General features: G+C 61.8%; 21 protein-coding genes. 18 read left to right on the top strand and 3 right to left on the bottom strand.

The annotated features are described in order from the left end of the window. Window positions 1-520: 520 nt before the first annotated feature. Complete coding sequence (locus CLU88_RS06335; RefSeq protein ID WP_143225953.1) at window positions 521-826, top strand: hypothetical protein; 306 nt, start codon at window positions 521-523, stop codon at window positions 824-826. A 137-nt stretch (window positions 827-963) separates the two neighbouring features. Here the strand turns inward: CLU88_RS06335 and CLU88_RS06330 are convergent, their stop codons facing one another. Then, window positions 964-1,971: a LysR substrate-binding domain-containing protein gene (locus CLU88_RS06330; RefSeq protein ID WP_099655865.1), complete on the bottom strand. Its 1,008-nt coding sequence runs from the start codon at window positions 1,969-1,971 to the stop codon at window positions 964-966. Between the two features lie 247 nt (window positions 1,972-2,218). Here CLU88_RS06330 and CLU88_RS06325 point away from each other — a divergent pair, with 247 nt between their 5' ends. From CLU88_RS06325 to CLU88_RS06300, 6 genes are all read left to right on the top strand, one after another. Beyond that, window positions 2,219-3,451 (top strand): amidohydrolase family protein, encoded by a 1,233-nt coding sequence (locus CLU88_RS06325; RefSeq protein ID WP_099658688.1) that lies wholly within the window; start codon window positions 2,219-2,221, stop codon window positions 3,449-3,451. A 30-nt stretch (window positions 3,452-3,481) separates the two neighbouring features. After that, entirely contained in the window at window positions 3,482-4,702 is a 1,221-nt protein-coding gene (locus CLU88_RS06320) for an ABC transporter substrate-binding protein (protein WP_099655864.1), read from the top strand. A 92-nt stretch (window positions 4,703-4,794) separates the two neighbouring features. Next, the gene (locus CLU88_RS06315) at window positions 4,795-5,670 is read left to right on the top strand and encodes a branched-chain amino acid ABC transporter permease (RefSeq protein ID WP_057223312.1); all 876 of its coding nucleotides are present in this window, start codon (window positions 4,795-4,797) and stop codon (window positions 5,668-5,670) included. A 12-nt stretch (window positions 5,671-5,682) separates the two neighbouring features. Next, window positions 5,683-6,564 (top strand): branched-chain amino acid ABC transporter permease, encoded by an 882-nt coding sequence (locus CLU88_RS06310; protein ID WP_099655863.1) that lies wholly within the window; start codon window positions 5,683-5,685, stop codon window positions 6,562-6,564. Next, window positions 6,561-7,331, top strand: a complete 771-nt coding sequence (locus CLU88_RS06305; protein WP_099655862.1) for an ABC transporter ATP-binding protein — start codon at window positions 6,561-6,563, stop codon at window positions 7,329-7,331. The genes CLU88_RS06310 and CLU88_RS06305 overlap by 4 nt, the downstream gene beginning before the upstream one ends. Next, window positions 7,328-8,041: an ABC transporter ATP-binding protein gene (locus CLU88_RS06300; RefSeq protein ID WP_056064401.1), complete on the top strand. Its 714-nt coding sequence runs from the start codon at window positions 7,328-7,330 to the stop codon at window positions 8,039-8,041. The genes CLU88_RS06305 and CLU88_RS06300 overlap by 4 nt, the downstream gene beginning before the upstream one ends. Window positions 8,042-8,164: 123 nt before the next feature. On the opposite strand, the gene CLU88_RS06295 is transcribed toward CLU88_RS06300, so the two are convergent. Then, complete coding sequence (locus CLU88_RS06295) at window positions 8,165-8,608, bottom strand: universal stress protein (RefSeq protein WP_099655861.1); 444 nt, start codon at window positions 8,606-8,608, stop codon at window positions 8,165-8,167. A 107-nt stretch (window positions 8,609-8,715) separates the two neighbouring features. On the opposite strand from CLU88_RS06295, the gene CLU88_RS06290 reads away from it, so the two are divergent. The 9 genes from CLU88_RS06290 to CLU88_RS06250 all read left to right on the top strand — a co-directional run bounded on the left by CLU88_RS06290 (window position 8,716) and on the right by CLU88_RS06250 (window position 16,845). Next, window positions 8,716-11,235: a cation-translocating P-type ATPase gene (locus tag CLU88_RS06290; protein WP_099655860.1), complete on the top strand. Its 2,520-nt coding sequence runs from the start codon at window positions 8,716-8,718 to the stop codon at window positions 11,233-11,235. After that, complete coding sequence (ccoS, locus tag CLU88_RS06285; protein ID WP_044398643.1) at window positions 11,235-11,372, top strand: cbb3-type cytochrome oxidase assembly protein CcoS; 138 nt, start codon at window positions 11,235-11,237, stop codon at window positions 11,370-11,372. Before CLU88_RS06290 ends, ccoS begins: the two co-directional genes overlap by 1 nt. Before the next feature lie 64 nt (window positions 11,373-11,436). Further along, window positions 11,437-12,876, top strand: a complete 1,440-nt coding sequence (ccoN, locus tag CLU88_RS06280; RefSeq protein WP_099655859.1) for a cytochrome-c oxidase, cbb3-type subunit I — start codon at window positions 11,437-11,439, stop codon at window positions 12,874-12,876. Between the two features lie 16 nt (window positions 12,877-12,892). Further along, window positions 12,893-13,525 (top strand): cytochrome-c oxidase, cbb3-type subunit II, encoded by a 633-nt coding sequence (gene ccoO / locus CLU88_RS06275; RefSeq protein WP_099655858.1) that lies wholly within the window; start codon window positions 12,893-12,895, stop codon window positions 13,523-13,525. A gap of 12 nt (window positions 13,526-13,537) precedes the next feature. Then, window positions 13,538-13,675: a cbb3-type cytochrome c oxidase subunit 3 gene (locus CLU88_RS06270; protein ID WP_099655857.1), complete on the top strand. Its 138-nt coding sequence runs from the start codon at window positions 13,538-13,540 to the stop codon at window positions 13,673-13,675. 24 nt (window positions 13,676-13,699) lie between these two features. Then, the gene (gene ccoP / locus CLU88_RS06265; RefSeq protein ID WP_099655856.1) at window positions 13,700-14,608 is read left to right on the top strand and encodes a cytochrome-c oxidase, cbb3-type subunit III; all 909 of its coding nucleotides are present in this window, start codon (window positions 13,700-13,702) and stop codon (window positions 14,606-14,608) included. 80 nt (window positions 14,609-14,688) lie between these two features. After that, the gene (gene ccoG / locus CLU88_RS06260; RefSeq protein WP_099655855.1) at window positions 14,689-16,146 is read left to right on the top strand and encodes a cytochrome c oxidase accessory protein CcoG; all 1,458 of its coding nucleotides are present in this window, start codon (window positions 14,689-14,691) and stop codon (window positions 16,144-16,146) included. Window positions 16,147-16,191: 45 nt separating this feature from the next. Then, window positions 16,192-16,473: a FixH family protein gene (locus tag CLU88_RS06255; RefSeq protein ID WP_099655854.1), complete on the top strand. Its 282-nt coding sequence runs from the start codon at window positions 16,192-16,194 to the stop codon at window positions 16,471-16,473. A gap of 78 nt (window positions 16,474-16,551) precedes the next feature. Next, window positions 16,552-16,845, top strand: a complete 294-nt coding sequence (locus CLU88_RS06250) for a hypothetical protein (RefSeq protein ID WP_099655853.1) — start codon at window positions 16,552-16,554, stop codon at window positions 16,843-16,845. 49 nt (window positions 16,846-16,894) lie between these two features. Here the strand turns inward: CLU88_RS06250 and fnr are convergent, their stop codons facing one another. Next, window positions 16,895-17,617, bottom strand: coding sequence for a fumarate/nitrate reduction transcriptional regulator Fnr (fnr, locus tag CLU88_RS06245; protein WP_099655852.1), 723 nt, complete (start codon window positions 17,615-17,617; stop codon window positions 16,895-16,897). Between the two features lie 189 nt (window positions 17,618-17,806). On the opposite strand from fnr, the gene hemN reads away from it, so the two are divergent. Together hemN and CLU88_RS06235 are read left to right on the top strand one after the other, a co-directional pair. Beyond that, window positions 17,807-19,189 carry an oxygen-independent coproporphyrinogen III oxidase gene (hemN, locus tag CLU88_RS06240; protein WP_099655851.1) on the top strand — a complete coding sequence of 461 codons (1,383 nt, stop codon included), beginning with the start codon at window positions 17,807-17,809 and terminating at the stop codon, window positions 19,187-19,189. 8 nt (window positions 19,190-19,197) lie between these two features. Continuing rightward, the gene (locus tag CLU88_RS06235; protein ID WP_099655850.1) at window positions 19,198-19,929 is read left to right on the top strand and encodes a sulfite exporter TauE/SafE family protein; all 732 of its coding nucleotides are present in this window, start codon (window positions 19,198-19,200) and stop codon (window positions 19,927-19,929) included. The last annotated feature ends 8 nt before the right edge of the window (window positions 19,930-19,937 follow it).

Below are 19,937 nucleotides of genomic sequence, written 5' to 3'. Positions count from 1 at the left end.
CAGCATTCGCAAGTCTGATGGCAAGTTGAAGCTCCTCGTTCCCATGCCTGGTGATCACGAACAACGCGTAGTGGCCCGAGCCGCCCAAGTGATCATTCGCCATTGGCGCAATGGCGAGTACCCAAACAGCACAGCGCACATTGCAGGCTGAATCGGGCATGAGCGAATGACTGGGGTCAGGTCTTGCCTTTTGCCATATTTCCCAAGAGCGAATAATCCCGAGGGCTGTGGTCTGGCCTCAAGGCTGTTCAGTTGACCGATTTTCCGTTGTCGCCTTCCGTCAAAGATGACGGTAGAAAGCTGAGCGCATCGCCAGATGCGGTGTGCTATATACCGCTGTTGGCACTGTGAAATTGGTCTATTCCAGCCCCGTCAGATCTCAGTAATGAATCGCCGCATCCTAGCCATCCCCCTCGCAATCGCCTTGGTCGCGATCATTGGTGCATCCCTTGCTCCTGTCTTTCTGACTCCTCCAACGACTCCATGCACCTACCTCAGCACCCCGGTGCGCTTCCTCAAAATGGACAGCCGCCCAGTGCAAGTAGGCCGAGGCACTCGGCAGTTCACTGGCCAGTTTCCAGTGGTGGAATACAGCTATGTCGTTTCCGGCAAGAGCTACACCAGCACCCGAATGTTTTGCAGAGACAGCGAGAGCTTCAAGGTGGAATGGTCCAAGGTCGACCGCTTCTTTCACGATGCTGAAAACGGTGCCGAAGTGGTGGCGTGGTTTGCACCCTCATTACCCGAGTCGGCGTGCATCTCCATCGATGCGGAGTTCGATTACTCCTTGGTGTCGCACACTTCTTCTCAATGCCGAGCCAAGTGAGGCCTCTCTTGGCTGGTGGATGCAAGAGGTGATTGCTATTTAATTGATAGCTGCTTGCGCTTTATCTATAAGCGCTAGATCCATATTTCTATAAAACTGTTTGCGCAACGCCCGGCGCTGCCATCGCGCTTGCCTAGTCAACCCGCCATGGCTGCAGCCGTGGTGGTGGCATTGGCACTGTTCGCCCCTTGCTGCGGCGCGCAAAAAATGCAGCCCGCCCCAGCCTCCGCAGCCGCAGGTGCAGCCACCCCTTCCCCATGGTTGCAGCAATGCTCCAGCCATCCGGCCACCAGTCGGTACACCGACAAATTGGTACGGGCCGTGGGCGCGCACAGGTAGTAGCCCAGCGGGCTGTCAAAGCGGTCTTTCAGCGGCTCTACCAGCGTGCCTGCCTGCAGTTCGTCCTCCACCAAACAGGTGGGCACGATGCCCACGCCAAAGCCTGAGACGGCGGCGCGGATGATGAGTGAGTAGAGGTTGAAGCCCGGGCCGAAGCGGCTGGCGCTGGTGTCCAGGCCGTGGGCTTCCATCCAGTCTTGCCAGGCCAGGGGCACTTCGATGTGTTGCAGCAGCGTGGCGCGCATCAGGTCTTGCGGGGTGTGCAAGGGCAGGGTGTCGCGCAGTTGGGGGCTGCAGACGATGCTGGTTTCCTTGCCAATCAGGTAGCGCGCATTGGCGCTGGGCCAGTTGCCGTAGCCGTACTGGATGGCGGCGTCAAACTCGTGCGGCGTCGCAAAGTCGTGCGCGTGCTGGTAGCGCACAAAGTTCAGCGACACCTGTGGCAGCGTGCGCTTGAAGTGACCCAGGCGCGGAAACAGCCATTGCGCCGCAAACGTGGGCGGCACCGACAGGTTGAGTGAGCCGCCATCGCCCCCGTAGGACATGAGCTGTGCCGTGGCCGATTCGAGCGCGGCCATGGCGGGGCGGGTGGCGTTGAGGTAGGTGGCGCCCGCCTCGGTCAGCTCCAGCCCGGTGGCTTTGCGGATGAACAGCTTCTGGCCCAGGTAGTCCTCCAGCGCGGCAATGTGGCGGCTGATGGCGCTTTGCGTCACGCACAGCTCGCGCGCGGCCATGGTGAAGGCCTGGTGCTTGGCGGCGGAGTGAAAGGCGTTCAGCTCCGAAATAGTGGGGCAGAGGCGGCGCATAGGGTTATCCCTTGGTATGAGTGCTGCTCATGGGTGGGTGAGATTTTAGGCGTTGCGGCCAAGGGCAATTGGCCTGATAAATGCATCCTGTGACATATCGATGTCATGGATTTACCTCTGAGAGATGGTGCGCTGCACCAACTTGAGGCCGTGACATTCACCCCTGACGCCCGTGGCCTGCACTTTGCAAGCCATGAGTATTTCGGAAGTCCTCCATCACGCTTCTGCCACCTTCTTGACCTTGCTCATGACCACTTTGTTGATTGAAAACAGCCGCGTTCTGGATGTGCATGCCCTGACCTTGCGCACTGGCTTGTCCGTTTTGGTGCAGGACGGGCGCATTGCCGCCGTGGGGGCTGACTTGGTGGCCCCCGAAGGCGCCACGGTGCTGGACGCCCGCGGCATGACGCTCATGCCCGGCCTGATCGACTGCCACGTGCATGTGGTGGCGTCTTCGTTCAACCTGGGTGCCGTGGCCAAGATGCCCAATGTGTTCACCATGATGCGCTCGCTGCCCATCATGAAGGGCATGCTGGAGCGGGGCTTTACCACCGTGCGTGATGCGGGCGGCGCCGACTGGTCGCTGGCCGAGGCGGTGCGCACGGGGCTGGTGCAGGGGCCGCGCATCTTCCCTGCGGGCAAGGCGCTGTCGCAAACCGGCGGGCATGCGGATTTCCGCCAGCGCAACGACGACCTGGATGTGTGTTCGTGCGCCTACAAGCTGGGCAACATCGGCCGCGTGGTCGATGGCGTGGATGCTTGCCGCCTGGCGGTGCGTGAAGAAATCCTGAAGGGCGCCACGCAGATCAAGGTGATGGCTTCGGGCGGCGTGGCATCGCCCAACGACCCGATTGGCAACCTGGGCTACTCCGAAGCCGAGTTGCGCGCCATTGTGGAAGAGGCCTCCAACGCCAACACCTATGTGATGGCCCATGCCTACACACCGCGCGCCATTGCCCGCGCCGTGCGCTGCGGCGTGCGCACCATTGAACACGGCAACCTGGTGGATGCGCCCACGGCAGAGTTCATGGCCGAGATGGGCGCTTTCATGGTGCCCACGCTCATCACCTACGAGGGCCTGGCCAATGAGGGCGAGCGTTATGGCCTGCCTGCGGTGTCGATTGCCAAGATCGACTCGGTACGTGGGCAAGGCAAGCAGGCCATCGAGATTCTGGCCAAGGCGGGCGTGAAGATGGGCCTGGGCAGCGACTTGCTGGCCGAAACGCACTACCTGCAGTCTGACGAGCTGCGCCTGCGCGCCGAGATTCTGGGCAATGGCCCGGTGCTGCAGCAGGCCACGCTGATTGGCGCAGAGATCCTGGGCCAGCAAGGCCAGTTGGGCGAAGTGACGCCCGGTGCCGTGGCTGACCTGCTGCTGGTCGATGGCGACCCGCTGGCCGACATCGCCTGCCTGCTGGGCCAGGGCGAGCACATCCGCGCCATCGTCAAGGACGGCGCTTTCGTCAAGAACACCCTCTGAATTCCAACCCTGACCTGACCGGAGATCACCATGCAACGTAGAAATTTCGTCAAGCTCGGCGGCGCAGCAGCAGCTCTGCAGCTCCTTCCCTCCATCGGTTTCAGCCAGCAGGGCGATGTGTTCCGCATCGGCTCGCTCACGCCCATCACCGGCGCAGGCAGCCCTTACGGCCCTGGCATGCAGCAGGCCATCCGCATGGCGGTGGACGAGGTCAACGCCGCTGGCGGCGCAGGTGGCCGCAAGCTCGAACTCTTTACCGAAGACGACCAGACCAAGCCCGACGCCGCCGTGCTGGCCGCCAAGAAGCTGATCGAGGTGAACAAGGTGCAGGCGGTGCTGGGCACCTGGGCCTCGGGCGTGACGCTGGCGGTGATGCCGCTGACCGACGCGGCAGGCATCATCCAGATGAACGTGTCGGGTGCGCCCGCCATTTCCACGCTGGACACCAAGGACCTGGTATGGCGCTTTCAGGCCACCAACGACCGCTTTGGCGCGGCCTTTGCCGAGATTTGCACCAAGCGCGGCTTCAAGCGCCCGGCCACGATGGCGTTCAACAACGCATCCGGCCTGGGCAACGTGGAAGGCTTCACCAAGGCCTGGGAGAAACGCGGCGGCAAGGTGGCGGCCCATGTCACCTACGAACCCAGCCGCCCCAGCTACCGCAGCGAGCTGCAGAAGATTCTGGCGGCCAAGCCCGATGTGATCGTGATGGGCTCGTACCTGCCCGACACCACCATCATCCTGCGCGAGTGGTTCCAGTCCGGCGCCGATACCAAGTGGATCATCCCCGGCTGGGCGGCCAACCCCGACCTGGTGAAGGCCCTGGGCGCAGATGTGTGCGAGGGCATCATTTCGGTGGACACGGTGTCCAACGAAAAGAGCGCTTCGTATGCCCAGTTTGACGCGGCCTTCACCAAGGCCACGGGCAAGGCGGCCTCCACCAACATCTACGCCGCCATGGCGTACGACATGGTGATCTCGCTGGCGCTGGCCATGGAGGCCGCTGGCCCCAAGGCCACGGTAGAGCAGATCAACGCCAAGATGCGCGATGTCTCCAACGCGCCCGGCACCGCCGTGTTCACCTTCGCCGAAGGCAAGGCCCAACTGGCCAAGAAGGCCAAGGTGAACTATGAGGGCGCATCGAGCAAGCTGGACTTTGACAAGGCGGGTGATGTGACGCCGGACTTTGGCGTGTTCATCATCGAAAAGGGCCAATTGGTGCGGCGCGACGTGGTGTCCATCACGATGTGACGGACCGCGCCCGGTGCGCCTGCCAGGTGCAGGCCCCGGGCATTTTTTTGCGGCGCACAGCGCAGATGTGCATGGGATGACGGAATGACGCAATGACCTGGATCGACTTTGTAAACCTGCTGATCAATGGATTGATCGAAGGCCTGGTGGTGGCACTGCCTGCCCTGGCCATGACCCTGGTGATGGGCGTTAACCGCTTTCCCAACGCAGCCACGGGCGACATGCTCACCACCGGCGCCTACGCTGCCGTGGCGGTGCAATTGCTGGGGGGCTGGCCGCTGTGGGCGGCGGCGCTCATCAGCATGGTGGTCACGGCCGTGGTGTCGGCGGGCTCGTACACGCTGATCTTTCGCAAGCTGGCCGGGCGGCCCATGGTGTCGTCCATGCTCGCGGCCATTGGCCTCGGGTTTTTGCTGCGCAGCCTGATCGGTTTTTTTGCCGGGCATGACCAGCGCACGTTTGACCTGCCCCTGGTGCGCGCCTGGAACTTTGGTGGCATTCGCGTGTTGCCCACCGACCTGGCCATTGCGGCGGTGGCCGCCGTTTGCCTGCTGGTGGTGTTTGTGCTGATCTACCGCACCAGCTTTGGCCGCCAGCTGCGCGCCGTGGCCGACAGTGCGGACCTGGCGCGCGCCAGCGGCATCCGTGCCAATGGGTTGATGCTGAGCCTGTGGCTGTTGGTGGGCGCGTTGTCATCACTGGGCGGCGTACTGCTGGGCATGAAGGCCGTGGTCAGCCCCGAGATGGGGTGGGAGAGCCTGATCCCCGCGTTTGCCGCCATGGTGCTGGGCGGCATTGGCAGCCCGGTGGGCGCGGTGCTGGGTGCGCTGCTGCTGTGTGTGGCGCAAGAGCTGGCGGTGCCACTGATGGGGCCGTCGTACAAGCTGGTGCTGTCGTTTGTGGTGTTGGCCCTGGTGCTGCTGGTGCGCCCGGCGGGCATCATGGGCCGCGTGCAGCTGGTGCGGTAAGGAGTTCGACCGATGATTGCTTACCTCTGTGCCATTGGCATCGTTGCGCTGATCTACTGCCTGCTGGCGCTGGGCCTGAACCTGCAGTTCGGCCTGACCCGGCTGGTCAACTTTGGCGTCGTGGCGTTCTTTGCCGTGGGCGCCTACACCTCGGGCCTGCTGGCGCTGCAAGGCGTGCCGCTGGTGCTGTGTTTTGTGGCGGCGGCTGTGCTCTCGGGCTTGCTGGCGCTGCCCATTGGCCTGCTGTCGCTGCGACTGCGCGATGACTACCTGGCCATCGTGACGCTCGGCTTTTCGGAGGCGGTGCGCATCTCCATCCAGCAAGAGAGCTGGCTGACCAAGGGCGTGCAGGGCTTGCCCGGCTTGCCCAAGCTGTTTGCGTCCTGGGGCAGTGGTGTGTCGGACATGGCAATTTTTGCCACGCTGCTGGCGGTGGTTGCTGTGGTGGCCTGGGGCACGGTGCGCCTGGCGGCCAGCCCGTTTGGGCGGCTGCTCAAGGCCATTGGCGACGATGAGCCCGCGTTGTCGGCCCTGGGCAAGGACCCGGCCTGGTTCAAGGTGCAGGTGTTCATGCTGGGGGCGGCGCTGGCTGGCGTGGCGGGGGCGTTCTATGCGCACTTCATCACCTTCATCACGCCAGAGCAGTTCATCCCGCTCATCACGTTTTATGTGTGGATGGGACTGGTGATGGGCGGCTCGGGCACAGTGCGCGGTGCGGTGTTTGGTTCGCTGCTGCTCATGGTGTTTCTGGAGGGATCGCGCTTTGCCAAGGACTGGGTGCCGGGCGTGTCAGAAGTCGGTATGGCCAGCCTGCGTTTGGCTGCGGTGGGCCTGGCGCTGATTTTGGTCACCCTGTACAAGCCAAACGGCCTGTTTGGAGGCAAAAACCAATGACCGCAACAACGATGCTGAAGGTGGAGGCCGTCACGCGGCAGTTTGGCGGCTTCAAGGCGGTGGACGGTGTGTCGCTGCAACTGGGGGCGGGCGAGATTCTGGGCATTGCAGGCACCAACGGTGCGGGCAAAAGCACACTGTTTGCGGCCATTGCCGGGCAGCAGCCAGCGGATGCGGGGCAGATCGAGTTTGAGGGGCATGACATTACCCGTATGCCCCCCTACCGCCGCGCGCGGCTGGGGCTGGTGCGCACCTTCCAGATTCCGCGCGAGTTCAAGAGCCTCACGGTGCACGAGAACCTGATGGCGGCTGCCGCCAACCCGCAAGGGGAGCGGCTGGTGAATGCCTTCTTCCAGACGCGCAGCCTGCGCGAGCACGAGGCGCAGCTGTCTGCCAAGGCGGACCGCATCCTGCAGTTTTTGAACCTCGCGCGGGTGCGCGATGTGACGGCGGGGGGCCTCTCGGGCGGGCAGAAGAAGCTGGTGGAGCTGGGCCGGGTGCTGATGCTGGACCCGCGTTGCATCTTGCTGGACGAGCCGTTTGCCGGGGTGAACCCGGTGCTGATCGAAGAAATTTGCGACCGCGTGCGCGAGCTGAACGGGCAGGGCATCGCTTTCATCGTGATCGAGCACCACCTGCAGGCGCTCAAGTCACTGTCGCACCGCATGATCGTGATGGATCGGGGCGCGATTCTGGCCGAGGGCGACCCGCACACGGTGCTGGACGACCCGCGCGTGCAGGAAGCCTATATGGGAGGGGTGGTATGAGCGGCGCAGACAACTTGCTGCAGATCGCGCAATTGCGCGGCGGGTATTCCGAGGTGGACATCATCCACGGCATTGACCTGGCCGTGGCGCCGGGCGAGATCGTGACCATTGCGGGCACCAACGGTGCGGGCAAATCCACGTTGGTAAAGGCGCTGCTGGGCCTGTTGCCACGGGTGGCGGGCACCATCCACCTGGGCGGACGCGACATCACGGCCTTGTCGGCCGAAGACCGCTTTGACGCAGGGCTGGCCTACGTGCCGCAGGTGGCCAATGTGTTCCCGTCGCTCACCGTGCGCGAGAACCTGTTGGTGGTGCGCGGCGTGGCAAACATCAAGCGCCGCATGGACGAGGTGCTGGCCGACTTTCCGGCGCTGGTGGAACGTTTGCCTCAGCCCGCCAGCAACCTCTCGGGCGGCGAGCGCCAGCAGCTCGCCTTTGCGCGGGCCCTTATGCCATCGCCGCGCATCATGGTGCTGGACGAACCCACGGCAGCGCTGGCGCCCTCGCTGGTCGGCAAGGTGTTTGACATGGTGCAAAAGCTGCCCGCCGCAGGCGTGGCGGTGCTGATGGTGGAGCAGCGCGCGCGCCAGGCGCTGCAGATCAGCCAGCAGGGCTACATCCTGGACCAGGGGCGGTGCGTGTTGCAGGGCCCCGCACAGGGGCTGCTGGCCGATGAGCGCATGGCGCAGTTGTATTTGGGCAATCACTGAGCCGCCCGCAATCCAGTCGGCCATGAAAAAACCCCGCTAAGGCGTTGTGCCTTAGCGGTGGGGTGCTATTTATTTGATAGCTTGTAGCGCTTGATGGGTAAGCGCTAGCACCTGTTTTTATGCTTAACGCAGCACCAGCACAGGGATGTGCGAGTGTGTCAGCACATGCTGCGTTTCGCTGCCCAGCAGCAGGCGCTTGAGGCCCTTGCGGCCGTGCGATGCCATGACGATCAGGTCGCACTTGTGCTTTTTGGCGGCAGCAATCACGGCCTCGGCCACCAGGTCGGACTTGGCGGTCACGGCTTTCACGGTCACGCCCTGGGCTTCGCCTTGGGTTTTGACGGCGTCCACCATGGCCTGGGCGGCGTCACCCCACTGGCCTTCAATGCGCTTGACGTCGCCAGCATCCACCGGCATGCCACCTTCAAAGTAACTGCGTGGGTAGCGTGGGACGACCTTGAGAGCCACCACGGAGGCGCCCGTCAGTGCGGCGAGGGACAGGCCGCTTTCCACGGCCTTGTCGGACAAGGGCGAACCGTCAGTTGCGATCAGGATGCGTTTGTACATGATGGGCTCCTCAAAGTGATGGAACAAGCTTAGGATGCATCATCTTTTGTGACTTGATCCAGGTCAATAGACATGTCACGTTGCCCGGATAGGCTTGAACCATGTCAATGTTTCGCTCTGGCGCGCCTGAATCACCGGTGACGCCTGCTGCCGCTGTGCCTCTTGCCGAGGCTGCGGTTGCGCCTACACCGCCGGCTTCGCCGTCCCTGCTCGACGATCCGCAGGAATGGGCGGGCTTTGGCCGCCCCTGCACGGCAGCCGGTGCCGCACTGGACGTGCCAGCGGGCAGTGACCCGGCCAGCACGGCGTGGGATTCGCATGTGGTGCTGGACGGCATGCACTGCGCAGCGTGCGCCCTCACGATTGAAGATGCATTGAAGTCTGTGCCCGGTGTGTTGCAGGCGGACGTGAGTGCGGCCACCCGGCGTGCCCGGGTGGTGTGGCAGCCGGGCAGGGTGCTGCCATCGCAGTGGATGGGCGCGGTGCAGGCCGCAGGCTACAGGGCCATGCCTGCCATGGATGCGTTTGTGCGTGGGCAGCGCCAGGTGGAAAACCGCCGAGCGCTGTGGCGCTGGCTGGTGGCGGGCTTTTGCATGATGCAGGTGATGATGTATGCGTGGCCTGCCTACGTGGCGCAGCCGGGTGATCTGTCGCAAGAGATGGAGACGCTGCTGCGCTGGGCATCGTGGGTGATTTCGCTGCCCGTCATCTTTTTTGCCTGCGGGCCTTTCTTTACCAGCGCGTTGCGCGATGTGCGCCAGCGGCGGGTGAGCATGGATTTGCCGGTGGCCTTGGGCATGGGCATCACCTTTGCGGTGAGCACGGCGGGCACGTTTGACCCCAACGGCATTTTTGGGCGCGAGGTGTACTTTGACTCGCTCACCATGTTTGTCTTCTTCCTGCTGACGGGGCGCTGGCTGGAGCTGCGGCTGCGCGATCGCACGGCGGGAGCCTTGGAGGCGGTGTTCAACCGCTTGCCAGACAGCGTAGAGCGGCTGGGCGCTGATGGCGCATTCACCCGCGTGGCGGTGCGCCGCTTGGTGGTGGGCGACACGGTGCGGGTGCTGCCGGGCGAGGCTTTTCCGGCCGATGGCTCCATCACGCTGGGCAGCACGCAGGCCGATGAGGCGCTGCTGACGGGGGAATCGACCCCGGTGGATCGGCCCTTGGGCAGCACGGTGACGGCCGGCAGCTACAACCTGCAGGCGCCTGTGGAGGCGCGCGTGGAGTGTGTGGGGGCTCAAACCCGGTTTGCACAAATCGTGGCGCTGATGGAAAGCGCATCGTTGCAAAAGCCCCGCCTGGCCCAGCTTGCGGATCGCATTGCCCGGCCCTTTTTGGTGGCAGTGCTGCTGGCGGCCTTTTTGGCGGCGGCCTGGTGGTGGCCCAAAGACCCAGGCCATGCATTGATGGTGGCCGTGGCGGTGCTCATCGTGACTTGCCCTTGTGCGCTGTCGCTCGCCACCCCAGTGGCCATGCTGACGGCAGCGGGCACGTTGGCGCGGCAAGGGGTGTTGGTACGCAACCTGCAAGGGCTGGAGGCGCTGGCGCAGATCGATACCGTGGTGTTTGACAAGACAGGCACCCTGACGCGCGATGCGATGGCGCTGCAAGAGGTGCGCTTGGCGGCTTCGGCGCTGGACAAGGTGGCGGCCCTGTCGCTGGCCGCAGCGTTGGCGCGGCAATCGCTGCACCCCGCATCGCGTGCGCTGGTGGCGGCGGCCGCTGCTGACGATGGGCGCTGGTTGGTCACTGACTTGCAGGAGCAGGCAGGCTTGGGCTTGAGTGCCGATGTGTTTGACCGCACTGCGCAGCAGCCGCTGGGGCGTGTGCGCCTGGGGTCGGCTGTGCATGCCGGGGTGGCTGATGGGGCGGCCGATGCTGTGGGGGCAGCGCTTGCCGGGCCCCTGGATTCAACGGCTTTGTGGGTGGTGCTGGCGCAGGAAGGCGCACAGTCTGGCCAGGAATCATCCCTGGAACTGGCCCGCTTTGGGTTGGTCGAGGATGTGCGCGGCGAAGCGGCTGCCGTGGTGCAAGCGCTGGCCAAGGCGGGCTTGGCGGTGCAGATGCTGTCTGGCGACCGCCCTGGGGCGGTGCAGCGCGTGGCAGCACAGGCGGGCATTGAGCAAGCCCGTGGTGCGTGCACCCCCCAAGACAAGTTGCAAGCGTTGCAAGCGCTGCAAGCCCAAGGCCACCATGTGGCCATGGTGGGCGATGGGCTCAATGACGGCCCGGTGATGGCGGGCGCCCATGTGTCGTTTGCCTTTGGCCGATCGGTGCCGCTGGCGCGTTCGCGGGCGGATTTTGTGGTGCTGGGCGACAGCTTGGCGCTGGTGCCACAGGCAGTGCTGTTGGCGCGCAAGACGCTTTCTATCGTGCGCCAAAACCTGTGGTGGGCGGCTGGCTACAACGCGCTGTGCGTGCCGTTGGCTGTGGTGGGCTGGATGCCCGCGTGGCTGGCGGGGCTGGGCATGGCGCTCAGCTCGCTGTTGGTGGTGCTGAACGCGGCCCGCTTGTCCAGAGGCTTGCCCGCCGTTCTGTCGGCAGAGCAGGGCGGCCCTTCTTCTTTTACGGTTGCGGGTGTTTTGCCAGCAGCCTCTTCATTCAATGCTGTGGAGCCCGCCTGATGGACATCCTTTATTTGCTGATTCCTTTGTCTGTGGTGCTTGTGCTCATGATCCTGGCGGGCCTGTGGTGGGCGGTGTACCGGGGGCAGTTTGAGAGCGTGGAGCAAGAGGGGGAGCGCATTCTCCGGGACGGTTGACTTTCGTCAATAACCGCAATGCCAGTCTGGTTAAAACTTGTATCGCAATACAAAGAGGTGTCCGATGGATTTTCCAAAAACAAATGCTGCGCACTACAACGACACTGTCGTGCGGCAGTTCTCTATCATGGCCGTGGTCTGGGGGGTGGTCGGCATGCTGGTGGGCGTCATCATCGCCGCCCAGTTGGCTTGGCCTGAACTCAACCTCGGTATTCCGTGGCTCAGCTACGGTCGCTTGCGTCCGCTGCACACCAATGCAGTGATCTTCGCGTTTGGCGGCTGCGCGCTGTTTGCTACCAGCTACTACGTGGTGCAGCGCACCAGCCAGGTTCGGTTGTTTGCCCCCGCTCTGGCCTCGTTCACGTTCTGGGGCTGGCAACTGGTCATCCTGGCGGCGGCGATCAGCCTGCCGTTGGGCTACACGTCCGGCAAGGAATATGCAGAACTGGAATGGCCCATTGACATCCTGATCACGCTGGTCTGGGTGTCCTACGCCATCGTGTTCTTCGGCACGGTGGGCACCCGCAAGGTCAAGCACATCTATGTGGCCAACTGGTTCTTTGGTGCTTTCATTCTGGCTGTAGCCTTGCTGCACCTGGTGAACAGTGCCGCGGTGCCTGCAGGCTTCATGAAGAGCTACTCGGCCTATGCTGGCGTGCAAGATGCCATGGTGCAATGGTGGTACGGCCACAATGCGGTGGGCTTCTTCCTGACGGCAGGCTTCCTGGGCATGATGTATTACTTCATCCCCAAGCAAGCAGGTCGCCCTGTGTACTCGTATCGCCTGTCGATCGTGCACTTCTGGGCTCTGATCTTCACTTACATGTGGGCGGGCCCTCACCATCTGCACTACACCGCGCTGCCTGACTGGACGCAATCCGTCGGTATGGTGTTCTCCCTGATCCTGCTGGCCCCCAGCTGGGGCGGCATGATCAACGGCGTGATGACGCTGTCTGGCGCATGGCACAAGCTGCGCGACGATCCTATCTTGCGCTTCCTGATCGTGTCCTTGTCGTTCTACGGCATGTCCACATTCGAAGGTCCGATGATGTCCATCAAGACCGTCAACGCCCTGAGCCACTACACCGACTGGACCGTGGGCCACGTGCACTCGGGTGCCTTGGGCTGGGTGGGTTTGATCTCCATGGGCTCGCTGTACTACCTGGTGCCCCGTCTGTTTGGCCGTGAAAAGATGCACTCCATCAAGGCCATTGAACTGCACTTCTGGATGGCCACCATTGGCATCGTGCTGTACATCGCAGCGATGTGGATTGCCGGTGTGATGCAGGGCCTGATGTGGCGCGCCGTGAACCCTGATGGCACGCTGACCTATACCTTCGTTGAAAGCGTGAAGGCCACTTACCCCTTCTATGTGATCCGTGTAGCCGGTGGTCTGCTGTACCTGGGCGGCATGCTGGTGATGGCCTGGAACGTGTGGGCCACTGCAATCTCTGGCCGCTCGGTCAAGGTGGCGATTCCCGCCGTGAACGCAGCCCACGCTTGAGCCTTAAGGAGCCAATATGTCTCAAAACAATAAGCAAGCTTCTGCCGGTTTCAGCCACGAGAAGATTGAAACCAACAACTTCCTGATGATCGTGCTGATTCTGCTGGTGATCGCCATTGGCGGTCTGGTGGAAATCGTGCCCCTGTTCTTCCAGAAGTCCACCACTGAGGCTGTCAAGGGTGTAGAGCCCTACACCGCTGTGCAGCTCATGGGCCGCGATGTGTACATCCGCGAAGGTTGCTACAACTGCCACTCGCAGATGATCCGTCCCTTCCGTGCAGAAACTCTGCGCTATGGCCACTACTCGGTCGCTGGCGAGTTTGTGTACGACCACCCTTTCCAGTGGGGTAGCAAGCGCACAGGCCCTGATCTGCACCGCGTGGGCGGCAAGTACAGCGATGAATGGCATCGCATCCACTTGAACAACCCGCGTGATGTGGTGCCCGAGTCGAACATGCCTGCCTACCCTTGGCTGGAGAAGACCACCATTGATCCCACGGATGTCGCGCCCCGCATGAAGGCCTTGCGCACGGTGGGTGTGCCTTACACCGACGCGCAGATCACTGCCGCAGCGGATGAGGTCAAGGGCAAGACCGAGCTGGATGCGCTGATTGCCTACCTGCAAGTCATGGGCCGCGCGCTCAAGTAAAGGAGAGCAGCAATGGACATCACCACCATGCGCATCGTGGCCACACTGGCCTCGATGGTCTGCTTCATCGGCATCTGGGTGTGGGCCTACATGGGCCGCAATCGCGCCCAGTTCGACGAGGCCGCTCGCTTGCCGTTTGAGCAAGAATGAACTCCACCAGAATGAGAAAAACCCATGAGTGACTTCACCAGCAATTTCTGGTCGGTCTTTGTGACCGCGCTGACTTTGATCGGCATCTTTGGCTGCGCCTTGCTGCTTTGGATGGCCGGCCGCAAAAAGGTCGTGGCAACGGCCGACAACACCACAGGCCACGTCTGGGACGAAGACCTGGTTGAAATGAACAACCCCCTGCCACGCTGGTGGGTGTGGATGTTTGTTATCACCATCATCTTTGGCTTGGGCTACCTGGCGGCTTACCCAGGCCTGGGCACCTCGGCTGGCAAGCTGGGCTGGACCCAGAAGGGCGAGTACGAGGCTGAAGTGGCAAAGGCCAACAAGGAGCTGGAGCCTTTGTATGCACGCTTTGCCGCCATGACACCTGAAAGCATTGCGGTTGACCCGCAAGCCAAGGCGATTGGTGAGCGCTTGTTCATGAACAACTGCGCGCAATGCCACGGCTCAGATGCCCGCGGCAGCAAGGGTTTCCCGAATCTGGCGGATGGCGACTGGCTGCACGGCGGCACCCCAGACAAGATTCTGGAAACCTTGCAAAAGGGCCGTATTGGCAACATGCCTCCCATGGCTGCAGCAGTGGGCACGCCTGAAGATGTGCGCAACCTGTCGCACTACGTGTTGAGCCTGTCGGGCAGCCCCCATGATTCCTTGCGCGCCTCTTTGGGCAAGTCCAAGTTCACGGCATGTGCCGCCTGCCACGGCATGGACGGCAAAGGCAACCAGGCCCTGGGTGCCCCTAACCTGACCGATGACATCTGGCTGCATGGCTGGGGTGAGGCGGCTATCACTGCCATGATCAATAACGGCAAGGTCAACCAAATGCCTGCGCAGGCAGAAAAGTTGACGGAGGCCCAGATCAAGGTGCTGGCCTCGTATGTTTGGGGTTTGTCAAACAACAAGGCTCAGTAAGCTGGGTACGGGGCGGTATCGGGTGATACCGCCCTTTGTTGTTTGGGTTGAGAAGTTTTGAAGAATTAAAGAGCGCCACCATGAAGCAACCCAGCGAGTCTCCTCGCAAGGTCATTCCCATCGCTCCCGTTGCGGCTGATGCTTCCGATGCCTCCAGCAGCCAGGTTGAGATCGTCTCCCTGTATGAGGCGCAGAAGAAGATTTACCCGCGCTCGATCAGCGGCTTGTTTGCCCGGTGGCGCTGGGCCATGGTGTTCCTTACCCAGTTGGTGTTTTATGGCCTGCCCTGGCTGGAGTGGGGGCAGCGCCAAATGGTGCTGTTCGATCTGGGCGCGCGCCGCTTTTACATTTTTGGTCTGGTCCTGTACCCGCAGGATTTCATCTATCTCACGGGGCTGCTGATCATCTCAGCACTGTCTCTGTTCTTGTTCACTGCCGTGGCAGGGCGCTTGTGGTGTGGGTTTGCGTGTCCACAAACGGTGTACACCGAAATCTTCATGTGGATTGAGCACAAGATCGAAGGTGATCGCAGTGCCCGATTGCGCCTGGATGGCGGTCCATGGACCTTTGAGAAGGTTCGCAAAAAGTTTTTCAAGCAAGCCGTTTGGATTGCAGTAGCCCTGTGGACGGGGTTCACTTTCGTTGGCTACTTTGTGCCGATCCGCGAGCTGGGTGCTGAGCTGATCGCGTTGCAGGGCAGCTGGCAGATTTTCTGGGTGCTGTTTTACGGTTTTGCCACCTATGGCAATGCGGGCTTCATGCGTGAGCAAGTGTGCAAGTACATGTGTCCTTATGCACGCTTTCAGAGCGCCATGTTTGACAAGGACACGCTCATCGTCAGCTACGACGTAGCGCGTGGTGAGCCGCGTGGGCCCCGCAGCAAGACCGTGGATCACAAGGCCAAGGGCCTTGGGGATTGCATCGACTGCACGCTGTGTGTGCAGGTGTGCCCTGTGGGTATTGATATTCGCAAAGGGCTGCAGTACGAGTGCATTGGCTGCGGGTTGTGCGTGGATGCGTGCAACACCGTCATGGACAAGGTGAAGTACCCCCGTGGCTTGATTCGGTTTACTACCCAGAACGGCGTCGTGAAGCGTTGGTCGCAGTCCCAGATCCTGCGGCGTGTGTTGCGGCCCCGTGTGCTGATTTACAGCGCCGTGCTGGTGGCCTTGTGTGTGGCCATGCTTGCCAGCCTGATGACCAGAACGCCTTTGAAGGTCGACGTTGTACGGGATCGCGCCGCCTTGTCTCGCATCGTTGCGGGCGGTAAGCTGGAGAACATCTACCGTATCCAGATCATGAATGCGACGGAGTCGCCTCAGCGCTACCACGTAGCAGCCAAGGGGCTGGAAGGCTTGGAGGTTGTATCGGAGTCTGCTGTGGACATTGAGCCTGCGCAGTCACGTTGGGTGGCGGTGCGCTTGCAGGTGCCCTATGGGTCCGCAACGCCGGGTTCGCATCCTGTGACGTTTGAGATTGGGGCGGAAGGTGGTGGCGCCCATGTATCGGAAAAAACGGTCTTTTTGGTTCCTCGGTAAGCAGCCTCTGGTCTCGCTGTCTTACCCGTTTTGATGGAGTTTGCTATGTCTTCGATTTCCTCTTCAGCACCCGCACCCGTTCAGGCGGCCCCTTGGTGGAAGTTTGGCCATGTTTGGCTGGTGCTCTCTGGCCCCGCTATCGTCGTGGTAGCAGGCTTCGTCACCTTGTGGATTGCAGTGTCCAGCCCTGACCCCGTGGTGGCCGAAGACTACTACCAGCAAGGCATTGATATCAACAAGAGGCTGGAGAACCCGCAGCCTGGCATGGCACCTGCGCTCAAGGGCCGCAACCATGCCGTGACACCGCTCAAAGACCAGCCCCGCTAGTTGCGGGGCCAGGGCCTCCATGACGGTGCGGTAGGCCCAGGCATCGATGCCTTCTCAAAACCATACGGAGACACCACGATGTGGACACAGCGTTTGATGTGGATTGCTTGGCCGGCCTTTTTGGTCGCGGGGGCTTTGGAGGTGTTGGTGTTTGCCATGGTGGACCCCCAAGACCTGCACTGGTTTGGGCAGCCGCTGGCATTGTCTCGGCTGGGGGTGTACACGCTGGCCTTCTTTGCCTTCTGGGTGCTGACCATGGCGTCCGGCGCTTTGACCACGCTGCTGGCCATGTCACCGTTTGAACTCAACCGCTGTCCTGTGCCTGACCAAGATCGACCTGACGATTGCCGCAAGACACCGTCTTGCCCATGAGGCCGGATGGCATGCCTCCGTTAGTCGGCATGCCTCAAGACCCAACCGATCAGTGGCAGGCTTGTTGGTTGTTCACGATGCGGCGCAGTGCGTCGGTATCCAAAATTCGCACGTGGCGTTGTCGAACTTCGACGGTTCCATCCTCTACGAATTTGGAGAAGGTGCGGCTCACGGTTTCCAATTTGAGGCCCAGGTAGCTGCCAATTTCTTCCCGGGTCATGCGCAGCACCAACTCCGATTGAGAGAAGCCGCGGGCATGCAGGCGCTGTACCAGGTTGAGCAGGAAGGCAGCCAAACGCTCTTCAGCCCGCATGCTGCCCAAAAGGAGCATCACGCCGTGTTCGCGCACGATTTCGCGGCTCATGATTTTGTGCACATGGTGCTGCAGTGCAGTTACTTCGCGTGAGAGTTCTTCAATGCGATCAAACGGCATCACACAGACTTCGGCGTCTTCCAATGCCACGGCGTCGCAGGTATGGTGATCATTCACAATGCCATCGAGGCCGATGATCTCACCGGCCATTTGAAAGCCCGTGACTTGATCGCGACCATCTTCAGTGGCTACGCAGGTCTTGAAGAAACCCGTGCGAATGGCGTACAGCGAGGTGAAGGCTTCGCCATTGCGAAAGAGTGTGCCACCGCGCTTGACTTTGCGGCGCACGGCCACCACCTCGTCGATGCGCTGCAGCTGTTCGTCATTGAGGCCAACGGGCATGCATAGCTCGCGGAGGTTGCAGTTGGAGCAAGCGACTTTGATGGTGAGCGGATTCATGGCACAGAAACCTGGTTGATGTTCGGGCATATCGTGCACGACGAGGGAGGCCGGTATGCCTCGGTCTGCGAGTAGTAGCAGATGATATGCATCAAATTGTCGCTCTTGTGGAGATGACTTCACTTGATGCAGGTCAAGGACGCAAGAGGAGGGGTGCGGCACAGTAAGCTAGTACGCAAGGATATCCCCATGACCGCAGTTACCCCAGAACTCCTGACCCGCTTTGACGTGCCAGGTCCTCGATACACCTCCTACCCCACGGCAGACCGTTTCGTGGAGGCATTTGGCCAAGAGGAATATTCCTTGGCATTGGCGCAGAGGCATCTGGGGACAGGTGCCAAGGCAATGCCATTGTCACTGTACGTGCACATTCCATTTTGCGAGTCGCTATGCTACTACTGCGCTTGCAACAAGATCATCACCAAACACCATGACCGCGCCGATGTCTATTTGCGCTACCTGAGCCGTGAGATTGATCTGCACACGGCCCAGTGCGGTGCAGGGCAGGTGGTCAGTCAGCTGCATTTGGGGGGGGGGACTCCGACGTTTCTCTCGGATGAGGGCTTGCGCGAACTCATGTCTATGCTTAAGCGCAGCTTCACGCTGGCGCCTGGAGGGGAGTATTCGATCGAGGTGGACCCGCGGACCGTGGATGCCGAGCGCTTGGCCTTGCTGGCTGAGTTGGGTTTTAACCGGCTGAGCTTTGGTGTGCAAGACTTTGACACTGAGGTGCAAAAAGCCGTGCACCGGGTCCAGCCCGCTGAGCAGGTCTTTGCTTTGGTGGAGTCCGCCCGGTCCATTGGGTTTGATTCCATCAATGTGGATTTGATTTACGGCTTGCCACGCCAGACCCCTGAGTCATTTGACCGTACGCTGTCCCAGATTGCTCAGCTCCGCCCGGATAGGATTGCGCTGTACGCTTATGCCCATTTGCCAGACCGCTTCAAGCCCCAGCGCCGCATCATCTCCGCTGAACTGCCCACAGGGGGCGCGAAGGTGGCCATGTTGTCGCGTTCGCTCGATGCCTTTTTGGAGGCAGGCTACGTGTACGTTGGCATGGACCATTTTGCGCTGCCCACCGATGCCCTGGCCATCGCCAAGCGGCAAGGGCGCTTGCACCGCAATTTCCAGGGGTACAGCACGCAGCCTGACTGCGACCTGATTGGCTTGGGCGTATCGGCCATTGGGCGCATTGGCGCCACCTATAGCCAAAATGCCAAAACTCTGGATGAGTACTACGACCACCTCGACCAGGGGCGTCTGCCCGTGGTCCGTGGCTTGGCACTGAATCGGGACGATCTGGTGCGCCGTGCTGCCATCATGGCCTTGATGTGCCAAGGCGAGTTGCTTATTGAGCCCATGGAGCAAGCTTGGCTGATTGACTTCCGCCGCTACTTTGCTGCTGAGTTGGATCAGCTCCAGGACATGCAGACCCAAGGCCTGGTAGAGATCGGTGACGAGGGTGTGCGTGTGACGGCTATGGGGTGGTTCTTTGTGCGTGGCATTGCCATGGTGTTTGATCGCTACCTGCAAGCTGATCGCACGCGGGCCAAGTTCTCTCGCATCATCTGACCCTCGATATGACTGGTGCTGTGGCCTGGACGGCGTTGGTGATGGGGCTCCTGGGTGGGACCCACTGCGTTGCCATGTGTTCGGCACCTTGCGGTGCGGTGGTGGGGGCGGGCGCTTCAGCGGCAGAAACTCGTCCTGCAGAGCAGCCTGTGCACTGGATGCCGCGCAGCGCAGCACCTTCTTTTCTGCGCCAGTTGGCTTTTCACAGCGGCCGTGTGCTGGGCTACTCGCTGCTGGGGGCCTTGTCGGCCTGGGCGATGGACAGCCTGGCCTGGGTCACCCAGCAATCCATGGCGCTGCGGCCCGTGTGGACGCTCATGCACGTTGCTGTGCTGGGTTGGGGGCTGATGATGATGGTTCAGCTGCGCCAGCCTGCCTGGGTGGAGCAGGCCGGTCGCTCGGTGTGGGCGCGTGTCAGTCCCTTGGTGGGCACCCCTGCCGGGGTGGCGTCGGCCGGTGTGTTGTGGGCTCTGATGCCCTGTGGGCTGCTTTACTCTGCGCTGTTGGTGGCCGCACTCAGTGGCGGCCCTGTGCAAGGGGCATTGTCGATGGCGCTCTTCGCTGTGGGCAGCGGCCTGTGGTTGGTCGGTGGCCCGCTGGCATGGCATTGGGGGCGTAAGCACCTCCAAGCGTTGCGGGGTGATTGGGGGGCTCGTATCAGTGGCGCCCTATTGTGCGGCGTTGCGGTGTGGGCGCTGTGGATGGACTTGGTGTACAAGCCTTCACTGTGGTGCCGTTGAGCCAGGCG

It is taken from the genome of Acidovorax sp. 56 (genome assembly GCF_002749705.1).
GTDB lineage: Bacteria > Pseudomonadota > Gammaproteobacteria > Burkholderiales > Burkholderiaceae_C > Acidovorax.
Note: the sequence above shows the minus strand (reverse complement) of the source record. Positions and strands in the feature narration are given on the sequence as shown.